Annotated in this window: 8 protein-coding genes; all 8 read left to right on the top strand. The window is 40.9% G+C overall.

Annotated features, from left to right (window positions below):
* Window positions 1-209: 209 nt before the first annotated feature.
* The 8 genes from GJU41_RS09940 (at window position 210) to GJU41_RS09975 (ending at window position 19,750) form a co-directional block, all read left to right on the top strand.
* Window positions 210-4,541, top strand: coding sequence for a leucine-rich repeat domain-containing protein (locus GJU41_RS09940; RefSeq protein WP_154318500.1), 4,332 nt, complete (start codon window positions 210-212; stop codon window positions 4,539-4,541).
* Window positions 4,542-4,683: 142 nt separating this feature from the next.
* Window positions 4,684-6,000: a cell wall-binding repeat-containing protein gene (locus tag GJU41_RS09945; RefSeq protein WP_154318501.1), complete on the top strand. Its 1,317-nt coding sequence runs from the start codon at window positions 4,684-4,686 to the stop codon at window positions 5,998-6,000.
* 149 nt (window positions 6,001-6,149) lie between these two features.
* Complete coding sequence (locus GJU41_RS09950; protein ID WP_154318502.1) at window positions 6,150-6,935, top strand: SGNH/GDSL hydrolase family protein; 786 nt, start codon at window positions 6,150-6,152, stop codon at window positions 6,933-6,935.
* Between the two features lie 109 nt (window positions 6,936-7,044).
* Window positions 7,045-8,931 carry a cell wall-binding repeat-containing protein gene (locus tag GJU41_RS25390; protein ID WP_154318503.1) on the top strand — a complete coding sequence of 629 codons (1,887 nt, stop codon included), beginning with the start codon at window positions 7,045-7,047 and terminating at the stop codon, window positions 8,929-8,931.
* A 739-nt stretch (window positions 8,932-9,670) separates the two neighbouring features.
* Window positions 9,671-14,302 carry a cell wall-binding repeat-containing protein gene (locus GJU41_RS09960; RefSeq protein ID WP_224771392.1) on the top strand — a complete coding sequence of 1,544 codons (4,632 nt, stop codon included), beginning with the start codon at window positions 9,671-9,673 and terminating at the stop codon, window positions 14,300-14,302.
* A gap of 193 nt (window positions 14,303-14,495) precedes the next feature.
* On the top strand, window positions 14,496-16,607 hold the full coding sequence (locus GJU41_RS09965) for a cell wall-binding repeat-containing protein (protein WP_154318504.1): 2,112 nt from the start codon (window positions 14,496-14,498) through the stop codon (window positions 16,605-16,607).
* A gap of 59 nt (window positions 16,608-16,666) precedes the next feature.
* A complete protein-coding gene (locus GJU41_RS09970; protein ID WP_154318505.1) occupies window positions 16,667-17,467 on the top strand; it encodes a hypothetical protein in 801 nt (266 codons plus the stop codon).
* Between the two features lie 48 nt (window positions 17,468-17,515).
* On the top strand, window positions 17,516-19,750 hold the full coding sequence (locus tag GJU41_RS09975; protein ID WP_154318506.1) for a SpoIID/LytB domain-containing protein: 2,235 nt from the start codon (window positions 17,516-17,518) through the stop codon (window positions 19,748-19,750).
* Window positions 19,751-19,872: the final 122 nt, after the last annotated feature.

Here is a 19,872-nt window from a genome sequence, read left to right on the forward strand (position 1 = left end):
AGCCTATACACATTATATTTTTACCGAATCAGGTAAACAATACTTTTTTTGTAAAAATAAGTGATAACATCCTATGAGACGTTGTTCATGAGCAAAAAGTTTCATAAGTTTGTAGATTTTTGTCTATAAATACAAATATACAATCGAATTTCACATAACTATAATAGATTTAGATGTTTATAAGAAACTAGGGGGATTACGAAATTACTATGAAAAGAATGCTGTCGATCTTCATGATTTTCTCTTTGCTTATTACTATGGCATTGCCTTATACGGCGGCAGCTGAAGCAGGGACGACACTTATCGGGTTTCATTCGTTTAAAAACACAGGAAAAGGGATTCAGCTGCTGTGGACAACTACATCAGCATCTGCAGAACCTGAAACATTTGTCCTGAAGAAAAATGATCAGGACAATGCGATTGAATCCAAACTTGTAGATGAACTTAAAAATAGAGATGGTTCAACTGCGAGAACATACGAATTCATTGATGAAGACGTGAAAGAAAAAGAAACGTATACATATCTTGTAAAGCTTGCGGGGGATGACTCCGTTCAGACAGAAGCCATTACTGTTGTGTATAAAAAAGGGAATGATGACAGCGGAACTCCTGTTGATCCTGGTGAACCTGTTGTGATCGATGATAAATTCAAGTTGAATGCTAGAGCTGAAGGCACATCTATTATTGTGTCCTGGCCAACATACAATGTCACTGAAGCGGTGGAATATCAATTGTTTCAGGATGGCAAGTTTGTTCAAAGCTTTAGTGAGGCAGGCGAATACGTCTTTAAGGATTTAACGCCTGACACAACCTACGCATTTACCATGAAAGTAATAGCGGGGGACAAGCTGCTTGATACGAAAGAAACAAGCGCTCAAACAGAAGTAGCACAGAAACCAAACTACATGGTTTTCTTTTACCAAGTGAATGATTCATCATTTGAAGCAAGCTGGTTTTTAGACGGCGCCGTTTCTTATGATGTGTACCTCGATGGGAAATTAATGCTTGAGAAAACAACAGAAACAGAGAATATCTTTACAGATTTGAAGCCAGCTGCTGAATATGAAGTGAAAGTTGCGGCATTCGATAAAGATGGTAAGATGATCAGCGAAGCAGCCGTTAAAGGGAAAACCAAGGAAGCGGCTAAAGGGAAAACGATTGAGTTCAAAGATAAAAACCTGAAGTTTGCGGTGCAGGAGCAGCTTCGTATTCAGCGCGATATCACGGAAAGTGATTTAGAAAAACTGACTTACTTAAATGCATCTCCTTATGAAATTAAGGATTTATCCGGCCTTGAATATGCGGTGAATTTGCAGCATTTAGAATTAGCAGGAAACAGGTTGAAAAATTTAGAGTCGTTAAAAGCATTTGCGAAACTCGAGTACCTGGATTTATCGATGTCTGGTGCAGCTGATTTTTCTCCTCTGAATTCGTTAACGAACCTCCACAGTCTGCTGCTTGGAGATACAAGCTTCAAGGATCTTAAGCACATTGGGAACCTTACGGGTTTAAAGCTTTTGGATATAAGCTGGACAAGCGTTAAAGATTTGTCTGTTTTAGCATCCTTTAACCAGCTGGAGGAAATCAACCTTTCTTATACAGAGGTTAAGAGTATAAAAGGGCTGGCTGACCTTCCGTCTCTTCAAAAGGTCATTATTTATGGATCTGGCTACATCGATATCCTTGATGAGATCGGCCTCTTTAAAGACTCTGTGGAATTTGTCTATGATGACAGCTTGAATATGTATATTAATCAAGTTAAGCCGGGAGATACAAACGCAGTTCTTGAGTGGGATTATGAAGGCGAGGGGCGCCTTGCCTATTATGAAGTGACGATTGATGAGAAAAAAGAAAAAATAGAAACAAGCAAGAAATCCTATCGTTATGAAGCATCAGACTTGAAACCGGATACTCAGTATTCTTTTTCTGTACAGGCTTTTAATAAGGAAGGAAAGCTGCTCGGTTTTACCAACGGCATGTTCTCTACTTTAAAAACGCCGTCCGGGGAAAAAGTGATTTTTGCTGATGCTAATCTTAAAAAAGCAATGAAAGAATACTTCGGCTTTAAACGGGATATCGTTGAGAGCGATATGGAGCATCTGACAGAGCTTGACCTGACGGGTGCCGGGATTCGTGATTTATCCGGTTTGGAAACAGCCAAGAACCTGAAATTTCTCGGTTTATCCATGAACAATATTAAAAATCTAAAACCGATTGAAAGCCTGACAGGTATTACGTTCCTTCTTTTGGACGGAAACCCTCTGCAGGATTTCTCATCCTTAAAAAAATGGCCGAACCTGCAGTATTTGGACCTTTCTGATACAGGCATAAAAGATTTATCCGTTCTTTCTCCTCTGAAAGAGTTAGGTGCACTGGGTCTTGCTTATAATAGTTTAGAAGACCTTTCAGGAATGCCTGCGCTTGAGCAATTAGCTTCTCTTTATATAGGCGGGAATGAACTTACTTCCCTTAAAGGGATTGAAAGATTAACAGGATTAACCGAACTCAGTGTGAGCGAGAATTTATCTCTTACGGGGATAGAGGAGCTTACGGGATTAAAAAACCTGTATTTCCTGGATTTGTCCACTACTTCAATAGAAAGCATAGACCCATTGCTTGAGCTTGATTTTCTGGAATATGTTCTCTTATTTGATATAGACACGCTTGATCTATCTGATGGATCTGCAGCTATTGATGTCATCACGCAGCTTAGAGATAAGGGTGTTTATGTTGAGTACGAGTATGAAGATGGGGAAGCTTTCCATGTTTACTCAACAAGAGCAACGGAAGACTCCATTGAAATCTCTTGGGACTACTACGGGGAAGAAGAGATTGATTATTACAAAGTAGCAGTCGACGGGAAAACGGGCGCAGATAAAATCGATGGCTATGAGTACGGCTACTGGATCAGAGGTCTTGCCCCTGAGACTACTTATGACATTGAGGTGCAGGCTTATGATTCAGACGGTGAACTGATTGCCAGCGCTGAAACTACTGAAACAACAGCGGCTGCTCCTGCAGGTCCTGTTGTGAAATTCAAAGACAGTACTTTAAGAGATATCATCAAAGAACAGCTTGGATTAAACCGTGATGTCCGCGCGAGCGACATGGAGCGCCTTCATGAATTATTCCTTGCAGATATGGATATTAAAGATTTGTCAGGCTTGGAACATGCGTCAAATTTAATGTATGTATATCTTATCAACAATGAGTCTGAACTCGATTTGTCTCCGCTGAGCGGACTGCCAATCTTTGATTTAACAATCGAAAACACGAAGCTGAAAGGCTATGAAAAGATTGCAGAAATGGAAAGCCTGGTTTCCCTTTCCATCAGAAATAATCAGCTCAAAGATATTTCGTTTATAAAGGGAATGGAACAGCTTGATTATCTTGATCTTTCTCAAAATAAGATCCGTGACATTTCCGTGCTTTCTAATCTGAATGAGTTAGAAGTATTAGTATTGTTTGATAATCAGATCGAACATTTAGGAGATTCAGGTTTAGAAGGGCTTATGTTCCTTGAGATATCCCGTAATCCACTGAAAGATTTAACTGGATTAGATCAATTTCATTCATTGGAAGTCCTCACATTGGAAAGAACAGAATTAACAACTATTGATGAGCTGTTGAAGCTTGAAAACTTGACCCTGGTCTCACTGTATGGAATCAGCACACTTTATCTGTCCTCCGGTTCAGACGCTGATCTCGTCGTACAGGAGTTGAGAGAGAGAGGCATTACAGTTCAGATCGACATTACGAACTATCCTGAAATTCATATTGAGGATGTGACTCAGCATTCCATTTCATTCTCATGGGATAAAATGTTTGAAGGATCAGCTGGTTCATATTTTGTGATCCTTGACGGAGAATTTACAGGAGAGGAAGAGCCTCTGCCTGCATCTCAAACATCATACGAGTTAACTGATTTGGAGCCTGATACAACCTATCTCATTGAAGTCTATGGAGAAAGCGATGAGTTTGGAAACGTTGCGTCAATCGAAGTATCCACTTTGCCTGAGGATGAAGAAGGCATGAAGCAAGCTGAGCTTTATTTGATCAATGAGGATGAACAGCCGATCAGTGAAGCGGAGTTTTTGATAGAGGGTCTGGATGAAAACAATGAAGACATCATATTTGAAGGCTATTCTAATGAATTTGGCCAGCTGATTGATGATCTTCAGGCAGATGAAGGGAAATTCAGTCTGAAAGTCGGTGCCTACAGCCTCTTTGTATACAGTGAAGGCATCGAGTATGAATATGAATTTACAATTGAAGAAGAGCAGGACTATTTGGAAAATCCGCTGGTGTTTGTCTTAGGATCTGAGAATCCTGAGACAGGAGAAACACCGGGTAAAGAAGAGCAGCCGGAAAAGGAAAGCGGGAATGAGCCAATTTTGCCAGAAAAAGCAAAACCTGCTTCTGGCATTAGGGAGAATGAACTTCCAAAGACAGCAACTGTCATGTATCAGTCCGTCTTTTTTGGAGCCATTCTCATGATGGCGGGTGCTGCCTTATATGCAGCGCGTCGAAAAAAGGCATAAAGTAACAGCAAAAGACAGCGGAAACGCTGTCTTTTTGTTGTCTATCATCGAATGAAACAGCAATTTGTAACATATTTGTAAACTGTCAGACTATTAAACTGTTATATAATATGAAAGGGTAAAAACATCATAGGAGAATGGTATGAAGCGAATAACTATTACAATGTTGAGCTGTCTCAGTCTTTTGATGATTCTTTTGATCTCCCAGCCTAAAGAGGCAGAAGCAGGGACAACAAGCAGAATCTATGGTCAGGATCGTTATAAAACGTCAGTAGAAGTTTCAAAGAAGACTTTCCCGAACGGCACATCCACTGTTGTCATTGCAGTTGGCAACAACTTCCCTGATGCTTTAGCAGGAGGACCGCTAGCTTACAAGCTGAATGCGCCAATCCTTCTTACGGGAAAAGACGCAATGCCTGCAGCAATTACTAGTGAAATTACAAGATTACATGCTAAAAATGCATACATACTCGGCGGTGAAAGTGCAGTCTCTGCAGCAGTAGCCGGCAAACTGAAAAATATGGGCCTTACTGTCACTCGTATATCGGGCCCCGATCGCTACGAAACATCTGTAGCTATAGCTGAAAAATTAGGATCTACCACTAAAAAAGCATTTATTACAAACGGAAGCAATTTCCCAGACAGTCTTTCAGCATCTGCGGTTGCTGCGAGGCAGGGCTCACCCATCCTGCTGGTTAAGAAGACAGGCGTTCCAGCGTCAGTGAAAAATTATGTAAACGGTTTTACGAAATCATATGTCATTGGCGGTACAGGTGTAATTGCCTCCGGTACAGCGTCACAGCTTCCATATGCAGAACGAATTGCAGGAGTGAACCGCTATGACACATCAGCAAAGGTAGCCACTAAGTTTGCAAGCTTCTCTGCGTCGCGTGCCTTACTAGTTTCAGGTATTACATATGCAGATGCTTTAACTGGATCGATCTATGCAGCAAAACAAAACATTCCGATGCTGCTTACAAATTCATCCACTCTTCCAGCTGAAATTGGAAAATTAATCGATGCGAAAAATGTACAAACCGTCACGGTCATCGGAGGAACAAGTGCAATCAGCAACAGTGTGCTTACCTCGATTTATTTTCCAGTAGACAAGCTTATTGAAACAGCGAAATCCCTGCAAGGCGTACCTTATCTTTACGGCGGCACAACAACATCAGGATTTGACTGCAGCGGCTATACACAATTTGTATTCGACAAGCATGGGGTAGATCTGCCTAGAACAACGGTTGATCAATGGAACGACGCAACAGTTGTGGCCGTTCCGCAAAAAGGAGACCTTGTATTCTTTGAAACATACAAAGCAGGTCCGTCTCATGTAGGAATTTTCATCGGCAACAATGAGTTTATCCATGCAAGTTCTTCAAAAGGCGTAACGATTTCCACAATGGATAACGTATACTTTGAACCTCGTTATTTAGGTGTGAAAAGTGTGATTCATTAAGCAGTGATGTATTTCACTGCTTTTTATTATGGTAACAATAGTAAAATATTGAGAAATTAATAATAAATTTCCTTTAATACTCTTGCAGGTTTACATATAGATAACTATGATAGAATGTAGAACTTTGTAGATTTTGGAGGAACTTTGACATGAGTAAAGTAATTACAATGTGTGTCATTATCTTAACGGTATGTGCACTTGTACTAGGCAACCATCATTGGAAACAGAAAATAAGCTCAGCTCAAGAAAAGCAGGAAGATTCTAATACAGAAGAAACAGCAGCAGTGAAAGATGAACAGCCTGAATGGATGGCCAAAGCTGCTAACCTGCCGGCACCGATAAAAGAAAAAATGAAGCTTGCAAAAGAAAACGGCAAACCATTAAAAATTGTGGCAGTTGGATCAGAGAGCACTTCTGTACAGAGCACAGGCTGGCCGGCATTATTGCAAACTTATCTGCAGGAAGCATATGGGGAGAAAATGTTCACTCTTCAAGTTTTATCTTATCCTGAAGGCACAACCAGAACATTTATCAATGAACACCACGGTGAAGAAGTGAATAAACTTCAGCCGGATATCTTATTATTTGAACCCTTTTCTTTAAACGATAATGGAAATGTAGGCCTCGAGAACACTTTGAAAAATGTCGATGAAATTATTGCCGGTTTTAAAGAAAAAAACCCGCAGGCAGTTATTCTTGTTCAGCCATCCCATCCAATCTTCAATGCAACCTTTTATCCAAAAGAAGTGGATGCATTAAAAGTATTTGTTGAAGGGAAAGAGGTAACATACCTTAATCATTGGGAAGCCTGGCCAGATCGGAAAGATGAGAAGATAAAATCTCTTCTAATTGAAGATCAAGCAGCGCCGAATGCTGAGGGCAACAAGATATGGGCAGACTATTTAACAAAATACTTTGTGAAAACCGCGGAATAGATCCTATTAATAGGGATCTATTTTTTTATCTTATTTTGGAAATTCATACAAAACCTGTTGGATTATATGTTAAGATTTTACTAGAATCTAAACTTTGGAGGCAAAGTACGTGTATTTTAAAAAAATCACCCTTTTCATGTTTATGTCGTTAGTATTTGTTTTCGTGGTGCCGGCAGTGTCAGAGGCGGCAACTCCGGACTTCAGTAGTGTTCAGCAGAAGGTCAGTCAAAAATGCAACTATGATCCGCAAACACAATATGGCAAGTTCATCCCGTATCAAACTGGTAATTGTCTGCTTTCGAATGTTTCCTTGGAACTTGAAGTTCCTGCGGAAATTGTAAAAGCTGTTGCGACTAAAGAAAGCATCGACTGGCAGCAATTTAAAAATGGAGATCCTATTATATCTGGTGATGGCGGCATAGGCATCATGCAGATAACGGTATACCCGGCAGCAGATGAAGAAAATTTGAAAAAGAATGCGATTTTTAATATCTACTCAGGGGTTAAGAGATTAAAAGACTACCTGACAGTGCCTATAGGTTCAAATAAGCCTGCACCACTCGTACAAAAAGACGATCCAAGTACATACTTGGAAAGATGGTATTTTTCTGCTTTGCGATACAACGGAATTAAACCCGAGAACAGCCCCCTTGCTGTATGCGAAGGCGATGGAGAGAGAAATACAGGAGCTTATCAGGAAGAGCTGTATGAATTAATTAAAACTGATTCTGGCAAAGGCATACAGGATATCAATACCAAGATTGCATTGATTGATATGCTGCCTGCAGATTTCACTTATCCTTGTGGATCTGAAGAAAATATCACTTTTAATAAAACAGATTTTAAACTAAATGCGCACATGACAGAGACAAAGCATCTATTTAATCAAAACGATACTCTCATCACGTTTAACGAAGATGCTGCTGATCCGAAAATCCGTCAGGGGGCAACGGGGTCTGCTCCTGTTGTTAAAGCAGGTAAAGGTATCACAGTAAAACCTGCCGGAGAGTTTGTTTATGACAGCAGTGCCGGTTCATCCAACCATTTTGTCTGGTATCCAGTTCAGGTTAAAGATTCCCAAACTAAAGGATATGTGGCATCCAGCTATTTAAAAAGAATCTTAACTAGACTCGAAGGTACAAGCCGCTATCATACAGCTGCAGAAATTTCTAAAGAAGGCTGGAAGCAGTCTGATACAGTTGTACTTGCGACTGGAACGGATTTTCCTGATGCTTTATCAGGCACGCCTTTAGCTGCAAAATACCAGGCTCCGCTTCTTTTAGTGGATGGTAAATCTAAAACGATTCAATCAAAGTATAATTTGCCGGCTAAACAGGAAATCAGCAGATTAGGAGCCAAAAAAGCCATTATTCTAGGCGGAAAAGGAGCCATCCCATTAGAAGTAGAAAATGAACTTCGAGGGTCAGGTTTAACCGTTACCCGAATTTCGGGTACAGACCGATTTGAAACATCAGCAAAAATTGCAGAAAGCCTCCCATCATCTACAGCTATTGTTGCAACAGGAAGAAATTTTCCTGATGCCATATCTGTTGCGGCCTATGCTTCGAAAAAAGGATACCCAATCTTGCTTAGTGAAGTAACTGTGATTCCAGAGAAGATTAAGACGTCTTTAACTAACGTAACTAAGACTGTTGTAATCGGAGGAAAAAATGCGATTTCAGCCCAAGTATTTAATGAACTGAAAAGCAAAGGTGCAGTAAGAATCAGCGGGAAAGACCGATACGAAACTAGTATTCAAGTTGCCCAACAATTAAAACTGGGACAAAACGAAATTTTCACAGCAAGAGGAGATCAATTCCCTGATGCTCTTTCAGGAGCTGTACTTGCATCAAAGAATAATGCTTCTGTTCTTCTTGTAAATGATGCATCATCAAAAACATTAATCGACAAGTATCAAGCAGCTACTATTCTTGGGGGACAGGGAGCAGTAAATGCCAACATTGAAAAAGACATCATCAATCTATTAAAAAATTAAATCTTTCTATCAGAGGCTGGGACAAAAGGTTTTTAGCCAAAGAAAAATCCGAACTATTATGTGAAATTCCAACTTGAATTTCGTTTTAGTTCGGATTTTTTCTTTGGCTCTTTTCATAAATGTTGTTGCTGCAGGCTAAATGATAGAAACCTTAAGTGGATTGCAGCGGAAGGAACTTGACTCCTGCGGGAAATAGAGCAAAATGGGAGACCCCGCAGGCAACGCCGAGGAGGCTCCCATGCTCCCCGCGGAAAGCAAGGTCCTGGAGCGGAAAGGAACGGGCAACATTTATCATCAAAAAAAATCTATGCGAAAACAGCCTTTTATTTTTTATAAAGAATTTCGTCAAATAAAAATAATTCCCCGGGAAAAGTGTAGAAAAATGCCTGAGAAAAGTCGAAAGGAGTCAGGACTTTTGCCCCTCCACCAAATTTCTATTGCGATATACAAATAATTGGATAATTATAATTTCTGTTTAAATGCATAGTTTCCGGGTTTCATATCTGTTTTTCGCTTTAAAACATTGATGCATCAATGTGTAACTAACATCTTACGGTCCTGGTTATTGTCGGAATTTGTCTTTAATATACTAACGAACAAAAGTTTTTATAAATGTTTGACTATTCAATATTTTACAAATAGAATAAAAGAGTAAATAATTTCTATATATGTTAAAGGAGGGATAAATTAGTATTTTTTTAGTGAAATGCACTGCTAAATTACTAGGGGGGTCAAGTAGTTGAAGGTAAAACTGAAAAGATCGTTATTTTTAATGTTCGCTTTCTTGTTAGTTTTCTCAAATGCAGCATTAGCAGCGGTTCCGACACCGCAAAAGGGCAATGCCAATACTGAGGTTAAGAAAAATGCCGGCAAGCAATCTATTAAAAAATCAGACGCTGATAAACAATATAAAAATACTGACAAAGTTCGTGTAATTGTCGAAGTCGAGGGCGAGCCCGCAATTACATATGCAACAAAGCAAGGGAAGAAATTTGATGCACTTGCAAAATCAAAGCAGGAAGAGCTGAAAGCGAACGCTTTGAAAGAGCAAAAAGCGGTTAAAAACCAAATCGCTTCAAAGAACCTTGGAATGAAATTCGAGCAGGAGTTTACAACTGTAGTCAACGGCTTCTCTGGAGAAGTTGCTTACGGGAAAATCGCTTTGCTTGAAAAATTAACTGGTGTTAATAAAGTAACGATCGCTCATGAATACGAGCGTCCTGCTGCAGAGCCTGAAATGAAATACAGCAAAGACTTAGTAGAAGCACGCGAGTCTTGGGATTTAGGCTATGACGGTGAAGGAATGATCGTAGGTATCATTGATACAGGGATCGATCCAAGTCACAGAGACATGATTCTCAGTGAAGATACAGTTCCTGCTTTAACAGAAGGCGCTGTAGGTGATGCTGTTTCTGACCTTAACCTGCCAGGAAAGTATTACACAGAAAAAGTGCCTTACGGATATAACTATATGGACGAGAATGAAGAAATTCTTGATTTGGGACCGGGCGCATCGATGCACGGAATGCACGTTGGCGGAACAGTTGGTGCAAATGGAGATGAAGACAACGGAGGCTTAAAAGGCGTGGCTCCTGAGGCGCAGCTTTTAGCTCTGAAAGTTTTCGGAAATGATCCTGAAATGCCTTCTACATGGAGTGATATCTATGTAAAAGCAATCGATGATTCTATTCAATTGGGTGCAGATGTACTGAACATGAGCTTAGGCTCAACAGCCTCATTCGTGCTGCCGGAAGATCCTGAACAGAAGGCAATCGAAAGAGCAGTTGAAAACGGAGTGGTCATGTCTGTTTCTGCTGGTAACTCAGCCCATTTAGGAAATGCCTGGGCAAATCCTTATGCAAGCAATCCAGATATAGGAGTCGTTGGATCTCCAGGACTTTCATACGACTCTCTCCAGGTTGCTTCCATTGAAAACTCAACAATTGAACTTGATGCAATGAAAGTTCAAGCGGATGGCGCTGATTTTGGAACAATTGGGTACCAAAAGCAGGACGGACCGAAATTCCTTGATAAGTTTAAAGGTCAAAAGCTTGATATTGTGTATGTAGGAGATGGACAGCCTGCACAATATGAAGGAAAAGATGTAAAAGGCAAAGTCGTATTTGCCGTTCGTACTGGCGGATACTTCTATGCAAATATCCAAAAAACGGCTGAGGAACAAGGTGCTGCAGGTGTGATCATCCGCGGATTGCCTGCACATGGCGACTATGTGAGCATGGCGCTTGATAAGCCGGCTATTCCTTTAGTTTCACTTAGCATTGCAGATGGTAATGCCCTTGAAGCGCAAGCTAAGGAAGGGAAAAAACTTGAAGTCACTTTTGGTGATGACAAAGTAGCTGCTCCAAATGCTGAAGCAGGGAAAATGTCTGCCTTTACTTCATGGGGCGTGACTCCGAACCTGGATTTTAAACCTGAAATCACAGCTCCAGGAGGAAAAATCTTATCTACATTCAATGATAATCAATACGGAATTATGAGCGGTACTTCGATGGCTGCGCCTCACGTTGCTGGCGGATCTGCGATTGTTCTTGAGCGCGTAGACGAGCTATTTAATTTAGAAGGTGCAGATCGCGTCCTTATGGCGAAAAACATCTTAATGAACACGTCTCAGCCTGTTATTGACAAAGGATTGGTTAATGACGCTTTTGGATGGGAACTTCCTTATTCTCCACGCCGTCAGGGTGCGGGATTAATGAAACTCTACTCTGCTCTTAATACACCTGCAGTTGTTACTGAATCAAAAACAGGTGAAGGGAAAGTCGCTTTGAAAGAAGTAGGAGATAAAGTAGAATTTTCTCTTGATCTTAAAAACTTCAGTGATAAAGCTGTTTCTTACGATGTAAAAGCAAATGTTCAAACGGATTTCGCTAACGGCGGATCTCTTGGATATAACTATGATGAGCTTGAAACACAACAATTAATGGATGCTGTTATTAAAGTTGACGGTAAAGACACTACTAAAGTAGAGGTTGCTGCCGGTCAAACAAAAACAGTTAAGGTAACGCTTGATACAACGAATGCAAAAGTTTTAGGGGATGATTTTGAAACTCCTGTACCAGTGAAGGATGTCTTCAAAAACGGATACTTTGTAGAAGGATTCGTAACATTCTCTGCTGAAGGTTTATCACAGCTTACAGTACCTTATGTAGGGTTCAATGGAGACTGGGGCAAGGCTCCAATCCTTGATGCGATGAACTTTGATTTAGAAAACGAAACATTCTACGGTGCAGCTGGAGTTGTAGCACAGTCTGGCGAAGACTTCAACTACCTTGGATTCGATGCATTTAATGAAAAAGTTCCATTCGATGCCCGTAAAATTGCGATCTCACCAAATGGCGACGGCAGTAATGACCAGTTAATTCCGGTTCTTTCATTCCTGCGCAACGCTAAAGAAGTGAAATACAATGTGCTCGATGAAAACAAAAACCAATTGCGTACCATCCGTTCAGAAGTTGAAGTGCGCAAGCATTACTACGATGGAAGATACACGCCTTACACTTTAAATCCTGCAAATCAATGGGATGGAAAAGTGAAAAATGCTCTTGTAAAAGACGGCCAGTATTATTTTGAAATCGCTGCAACGGTAGACTATGCAGGAAAAGCGCCTCAAAAGGTTCACGTTCCTGTAATCGTTGATACGGTTCAGCCAACGTTAAATGCAGCATTTAAAGATAACAAGGTAACATTTGATGCAGCTGATGAGCGTTCAGGTGTTGCATACTTTGATGTACTTGTTAACGGCGAATCTGTCGTTGGGAAAGATAAAGATGGAAATCCATTAACGCTTGCTCCAACAACAACAGAATTCAATCTGGAGAATGTTGCAACTGGTTCGACTGTAACCGTTCTTGCAGTTGATCATGCAGGCAACACGTCCGCAAAAGAATTCAAAGGCGTCAATGATGATACAATTCCATCAATCATTTCTGAGCTTCCTGAAGCCCTTGGAACATATGATACAAATGAAGTTCCTGTAAAAGGCTATGTAACAGATGAGTCTAAAGTGACAAACTTCACGGTAGATGGCAAATCAGTTGAATTGAAATGGAATGCTGAAACAAACCGCTATGAGTTTGAAACAACTCTTACATTAGAAGATGGATTCCACAAAATCCGCATCGCAGGTACAGATGAAGCAGGCAACGAAATTTCTTTCTTAAAGCAATTTTTCGTTGACACTACTGCACCTGAGCTATCTGTAAATGCACCTGCAAGTGTAAGTGCTTCAAAAGAAAAAGCGACCTTAACAACAAATGTTTCTGATAATTTTGAAGAGCTTCGAGTAGTGGTTGATGGAGACGAGGTCTTCTACAACATGCTGAGAGAGCCTTATGAAATGAGAGGTATTGAGAAAGAAATCAAGACAGAAGTTGCGCTTCAGCCAGGTGAAAATACGTTCACGGTAGAAGCTGTTGACTTGGCAGGACACAAAACGGTTAAAGAAGTAAAAGTATACCGCGGAGATGATAAAGTGAGCCGCATCAGCGGGGTTGACCGCTATGCGACAGCAGCTGCGATCAGTGCAGATGGATGGGAAAGTTCTGAGCTTGTCTTCCTTGCAAAAGGACAGGAATTTGCTGATGCATTAGCAGGTGTTCCGCTTGCAGCTCAATATGATGCTCCAGTTTTATTAACAGATTCAAAAGGATTATCAAAAGCTACAAAAGCTGAGCTTGAAAGACTGGGAGCAGAAACAGTGGTTATCCTTGGAGGTAAAGGAGCCGTTTCTGAAGATGTTGAAAAACAATTAAATGATATGGGTCTTGAAGTCGACCGTATCTTCGGTAAAGACAGATGGGCAACTGCTGCAGCAATTGCTGAAGAAGTAGCTCCAGATGGTTCAGAAGATGCCGTTGTTGTAAATGGATCAAGCTTTGCTGATGCTCTGGCTGTTGCTTCTTATGCAGGACAGTACGGCATGCCGATCGTATTGTCTGAAAAAGATAAGCTTCCTGCAGCATCAAGTCAGGTTCTTAAAGATCTTGGTGTTGAAAATACATTGGTAGTCGGCGGTCAAGGCGCCCTGTCTGACAATGTGTTTAAGAAACTACCTGGAGCCGAAAGAGTCTATGGTAAAGATCGCTACGCAACAAGTGTAGCCCTTGCAGACTTCTTCGAGCCTTCACTGGATGTCGTTTATGCAGCAACTGGACAAAACTTTGCAGATGCATTAGCTGGTGCAGCATTAGCCGCTAAGCATGATAGCGGAGTCATCCTGGTTGGCAAAACATTATCTCCGGAAGTGGAAAATTTCTTCGAAGGCAATAACATTGGTCAAGTGAAAGTGTTTGGAGGAAAAGGTGCGGTATCTGACGAGGTCCTTTCTGAGATTCATAAATTGATTCAATAAAAGAGATTTGAGAAACTTTAAGCTGCTGGGCTTTATGGCCCGGCAGCTTCTTTTTGCTTATCTGACAAAAGGGCTATGTCCGCTAATGCCTAAATCCCTAATTATCCTTAATTGCCATAATCTTATAAGAATGAGAGATTGCGGATGATATAATAGAAGAGTAATAGCGAACTATGCAGAAAAAGGAGAGTGAATGATGAAAAGCAGCAAGTCATGGGCACTGGGCATCTTTCTATTTTTAATGCTCTTACTCGCCCCGAATACAAGTTTTGCGGAAAAAGTCCTTGTGATTGATCCTGGCCATGGAGGAAAATTCAGCGGTACATGCGGATTAACAGGAAACACGACTGGTTTTTGCGAGAAAAAAGCAAATCTGATCGTGTCTCAAAAAGTAAGAGATTACCTTAAAACAAGCGGTATTAAAGTTTACTTAACAAGAGATACGGATATGGAGTTTGCACCCTATTTGAAGAAAGCGGACGGAAGCACAGATGGCGGTGATTTTGATCTCAGAATGCAGAAGGCCAACCAGTTTGCAAAAGGAAATAACGACAACAGCGTATTTATTTCCATTCACCATAATGCCCATCCAAGCAACCCCTATGTAAAAGGATACGAAACCTACTACTATAATGGTGTTGACCACGCAAAAGAAGAATATCCGCATGATCCCCTGCAAATCAAATACTTAGCAGATAATCAGCGTTTAGCGGGTGAAATCCATCCGACTGTTTTAGCTAAATTAGGGTCAATTGACAGAGGGATTGCCGATGATCAAAGCTTCTATGTCATTCGCAATGCACAAATGCCTGCGGTCCTTGTAGAAATGGGCTTCATGACCAATCGTGAAGAAGAAGCACGCATTAAAACATCGGATTTTCAAAATAAAGCAGCACAGGCTATTGCCTCATCCGTCGTAAATTACTTTAAAGTCTATGAAGTATACGATTCCAGCAATCATAAATTATTAACGACAAAATCGAAGGATCAGGCTCTGCAATTTGCCAAAAAACAAACGAAACCAGTCAGAGTGTTCGATAAGAATGCTCAAAAAGACATCTATAAAACAAGCACGCAATATGAAGTGCACCATAGAACGAATGGGAAATTAGGAGAGTTCTTCACTTCAAGCGAAGCGATGACTTTTGCAAAAAGCTACAAGAATACAAGACTCGTCTATAAGAGCAACGGCTTTACACTTTGGTCGAACTTCCTTCCAGCCAAATACGATTTATATGTAAATGGTGCAAAGAAATCAAGCTATGTTGATTTTGAACATGCCCGTTACGTTGCAGGTAAGTATTCACCTAATGCCAGAGTGATTAATAAGGTTTCTGGCGAAGTCGTCTTTACTAATATCGCGAACGATAAAGTAACGAGAAAGCTCCCATTAACGAAATTAATAGGTGCAGATCGTTATCAAACAGCGATTCATGTTTCAAAGAAAATGTATCCTGCAGGTTTTGCAGACAGCAAACCGGATAAAACCGTGATTATCGCAACAGGCACTGGATATGCAGATGCACTTTCAGCGGGTCCATTATCAAGAAAGCACGGGGCAGCGCCAATCCTTTTAGTTAAAGGAAATGGAATGGATTCTTACATATCAAATGAAATTACCCGTCTAAAAGCGAAAAAAGCAATTATTATCGGCGGTGAAGGTGCCGTTTCTAAAGGCATCGCAACACAGCTACAATCAATGAAATTAACAGTTGAGAGAATCAGCGGAGCCGATCGATATAAAACGAATCAGGTTATTTTGAATCAGATCGGAAACGTTGATGGCTACTTTGTCACATCAGGACGCAACTATCCGGATGCTCTTGGTGCAGCGCCTATAGCTGCTCAGAAAAACTGGGCGATTATGCTGTCGGATACAAACAGTCTTTCAAGTGAAGCAAGACTGAAGCTTAAAGGCAAGCAGGCTCTGATTCTTGGAGGAAATGGCGTTCTCACCTCGAATATTGATACACAGGTGAAAAACGCAGCTCCATCAAGCTATGCACGCTTAGCTGGCAAAGACCGCTACGAGACACTTGCAAAAGTACTTTGGCGATTTGATCCATATCTAAACTCAGATTCTATTCTAGTATCAACGGGAGCCAATTTCCCGGATGCATTAGCGGCAGCGCCATTATCTTTAGTGACAAAGGCACCGCTGATTCTGACAGGTTCAACGTTTAATAAATCTCTCGAAACCTACATTATGGAGTATGGAGGCAAGCATCATATGAAAGAAGTGACGCTGATCGGCGGAGCTGTTCCTGATGCGATAACCGGCGAGATTTTTAACAGAGTAAGATAATTCAGATGGATTCGGGCGCACTAATAGCCCGAATCTTTCTTAAGTTAAGGATGATTATAATGAAAAAAATGCTTACTAGTTTCTCTCTGATTCTTTTATTTTTATCAGGCTGTGCAGCAAGTGATGAAGAGGCGGGCAAACAAGAAGAGAATCCTTCTGTAACTGAGCCTGTTGAAAAAGAGGAACCGGTGAAAGAAGAACCTGATCAAACAGAGCCTCCTGCTAATGAAGAACCGGCTAAAGATCAAGAGCAAGAAAAGGTTCAGAATGAAGAAAGTGAACCGGAAGCAGATTCAGAAGAAAATATGGAAAAGCCTAAAGAATCTCCAGAAAATACCGATAAAAAAATGGAGAGTGAACAAAGTACGGCAGGTCCATATTTGGAGTATCGTCCTGAGACGGGAGCAAAAAAACAATTTAAAGAAGGCGGAGTCGTTTTACTCACAGAAAATGTGACGGCAGCTAATAAAGAATATGTCCAAATAGCTCTGACATTGGGCGATTCAACCACCACTCAGATCTTTAAATGGACAGACTCTGAGATTACCTTAGTGTATGAGGATCGTGAGCTGCAGGACCATAGTGTCAGTATACTGGACTCATTTGAGCCGAATATGAATGAAAAGCTGCTCGGAAGCGGAGCTGATTGGAAACTGCTAGAAAAATCAGCATCTGTCGAAACGCCTTACGGAAAACAGAAAAATGTATTTGTCATTCAGAAAATATCAAATGAAGTAGTAGACGAGGAAACCATTTTTACAAGATATTACGCTCCTAAACTCGGACTCGTAAAAGAAGATTTTGAACTTACCGGCGAAAATGGGTATAAGGGTGAGTCAAGTTTGTCTTCTGTGGAATAAACTGCTAATGCTAGAAGCTCTCAATCTATCATAGCGGAGGAACTACTTTTGAATAAGGCTTTTATGTCAATTGTTGCATTAACACTATTCTTTTTGTTTGCGGAAGAAAATGCGTTTGCTGCTAATAGTAATCCTTCAGAAGTGTCTGTTAATCTCAAACACTATGTCGGCAATGCCAAAGAAGTTACGGTTCAAGTTGAAGGCGAATACTATTTGGCCGGAGAAAATGATTTCAAATTGAAAATTGGCCATACCTATAAAGTGAAAAATGAAAGCGGCAGATTGGTCTTGTATAATGGCAGCGTCAAGAACAAGTCGTTAAACAGTTCTGCCGTGTTTTTTCCTGTAAAATACGGCACCGAAAATTATATGAAGATTAATGGCCGTTCTTATTTAGGCACAATGAAATTCAAAGTTGAAAACAGTCAGTACGTCCGTCCGGAAAATGAGCTTCCTCTTGAAGATTATTTAAAAGGCGTTGTACCTGGAGAAATGTATCCAAGCTGGCCTGTTGAGGCTCTTAAAGCTCAATCCGTTTCAGCCAGAACGTACGCATTAAAAAGAATAAACCAAACAATTGATGATACAGTGAGTTTTCAAAAATATGAAGGATATATTTGGAGTAAATCCTCATATACCAACACAAATGAAGCGGTTAACCGGACAAAAGGCCAAGTTCTGAAGATGAATGGTAATTTGATTGAGGCTTTATACAGCTCAAGCAACGGCGGCAAAACGGAAAATAATGCAAATGTATGGACGAGCGGAACCCCGCTGTCATATTTCCCTGCAAAAACGGATCCTTATGATCCTAGAACTCCATGGAAAATCAGCGTGAATGAAAATCAGCTGGACCCGGCACATCTTGATTTAACAAAGCCTGCAGATTGGTGGAGTACTGTTAAGGAAAAAGACGTGAAGTATTCAAACAATATCAAAACATGGCTTAAAACAGATAAAAACTTCACGGGCAAAGACATCAAAATTGTAAAAGTATCGAAGCTTGCTGTTTCTAATGAAAAAACAAGCGGGGATCGACGAAAAACAGGAAGCTACCGCATTGAATTTTATGTTAAAAATGTAAATGGCACCTATCAGATGAAAGACGGCAAGATTGAAACCGTCGTAAAAGAAGGCACAAACGTCAACATCACTGCCCTTCGTTCTATGTTTGGCACGGTGGAATTCAAAAGTCATTTAATTGATTCCCTGACATTTGAAAATGGTGTCTACACCTTTAACGGCCGCGGCTTTGGCCACGGCGTCGGAATGAGCCAGTACGGAGCTAAAGCCATGTCAGATCAAAAGCAAAATTATATGGAAATCACTAATTTCTATTACCCTGGCACAAACTATGATAACTATATTGGTCAAGCCGTTGAAGAAATTGAAGGCGCAGACCGCTATGAAACAAGTGCAGCCATTGCCGAGTTCGGATGGGCATCTGCAAATACGGTCTTTATCGGGCGGGGAGATAATCCGGTTGATGCTTTAACTGGAAGCGTGCTTGCCAAAAAATACAATGCACCATTGCTATTATCCAATCCTACTCAATTATCTGATTCCGTTAAACAAACGTTAGCGAATCTGAATCCTGCAAATATCTATATTCTTGGCGGAAAATCGGCCATTTCTGATTCAGTGGAAGCAGAGCTTAAAGGTATCGCAGCAAATGTACACCGCATCAGCGGTTCAGAGCGATATGATACGGCAGCAGCCGTCGCTAAACAAGTAGGCCATTCCGGCTCAATCTTTATTACTTCTGACAGCAGTGAATCGCCGGATGCTTTGTCCATTGCTTCCTATGCAGCAGCTGAGCAGATGCCGATCCTTTATACAAAAGCTGACACTGTTCCAAAAGCAGTTGCAAATTACATCAGCGGCAATGGTGTTCGCAAAGTAACGATTGTCGGAGGAGAGACAGCTGTATCAGCTAAGGTTCAATCTCAGCTTGAAGCTTTAGTAGGTGCTGGCAATGTTGACCGCGTATACGGAAAAGACCGCTATGAAACTAGCGTAAATATCGTGAAAAAATACAACCTGGACAATCGTAAAGTCTTCTTTGCAAGAGGGACAGAGTTTATTGATGCTCTGCCTGGTTCAGTGCTGGCAGCGAACGACCGCGCACCTATCATTCTAGTAGAAAAAGATGCAGTTCCGCTGCATGTCTCAAGCTACATCTATGATCACATGACATTCATCCCGCACATTCACTACCTGGGCGGAAAAGGAGCCATCTCTGAGCAAACCCGCAGCAGTCTGCAAAACTGGTTCCTGCAATAATGAATAGAAACTGACTCTAAAAACGTTGGAAGACGGTTTTAGAGTCAGTTTTTTTCTGTTTTTCTGCCGGATCCTTATCTGTCTGTCGGGTCTGACCAGTCGGCTCCGCTTTTCTTCTTAAC

This window comes from Metabacillus idriensis (assembly GCF_009674765.1).
Classification (GTDB): domain Bacteria; phylum Bacillota; class Bacilli; order Bacillales; family Bacillaceae; genus Bacillus_P; species Bacillus_P idriensis.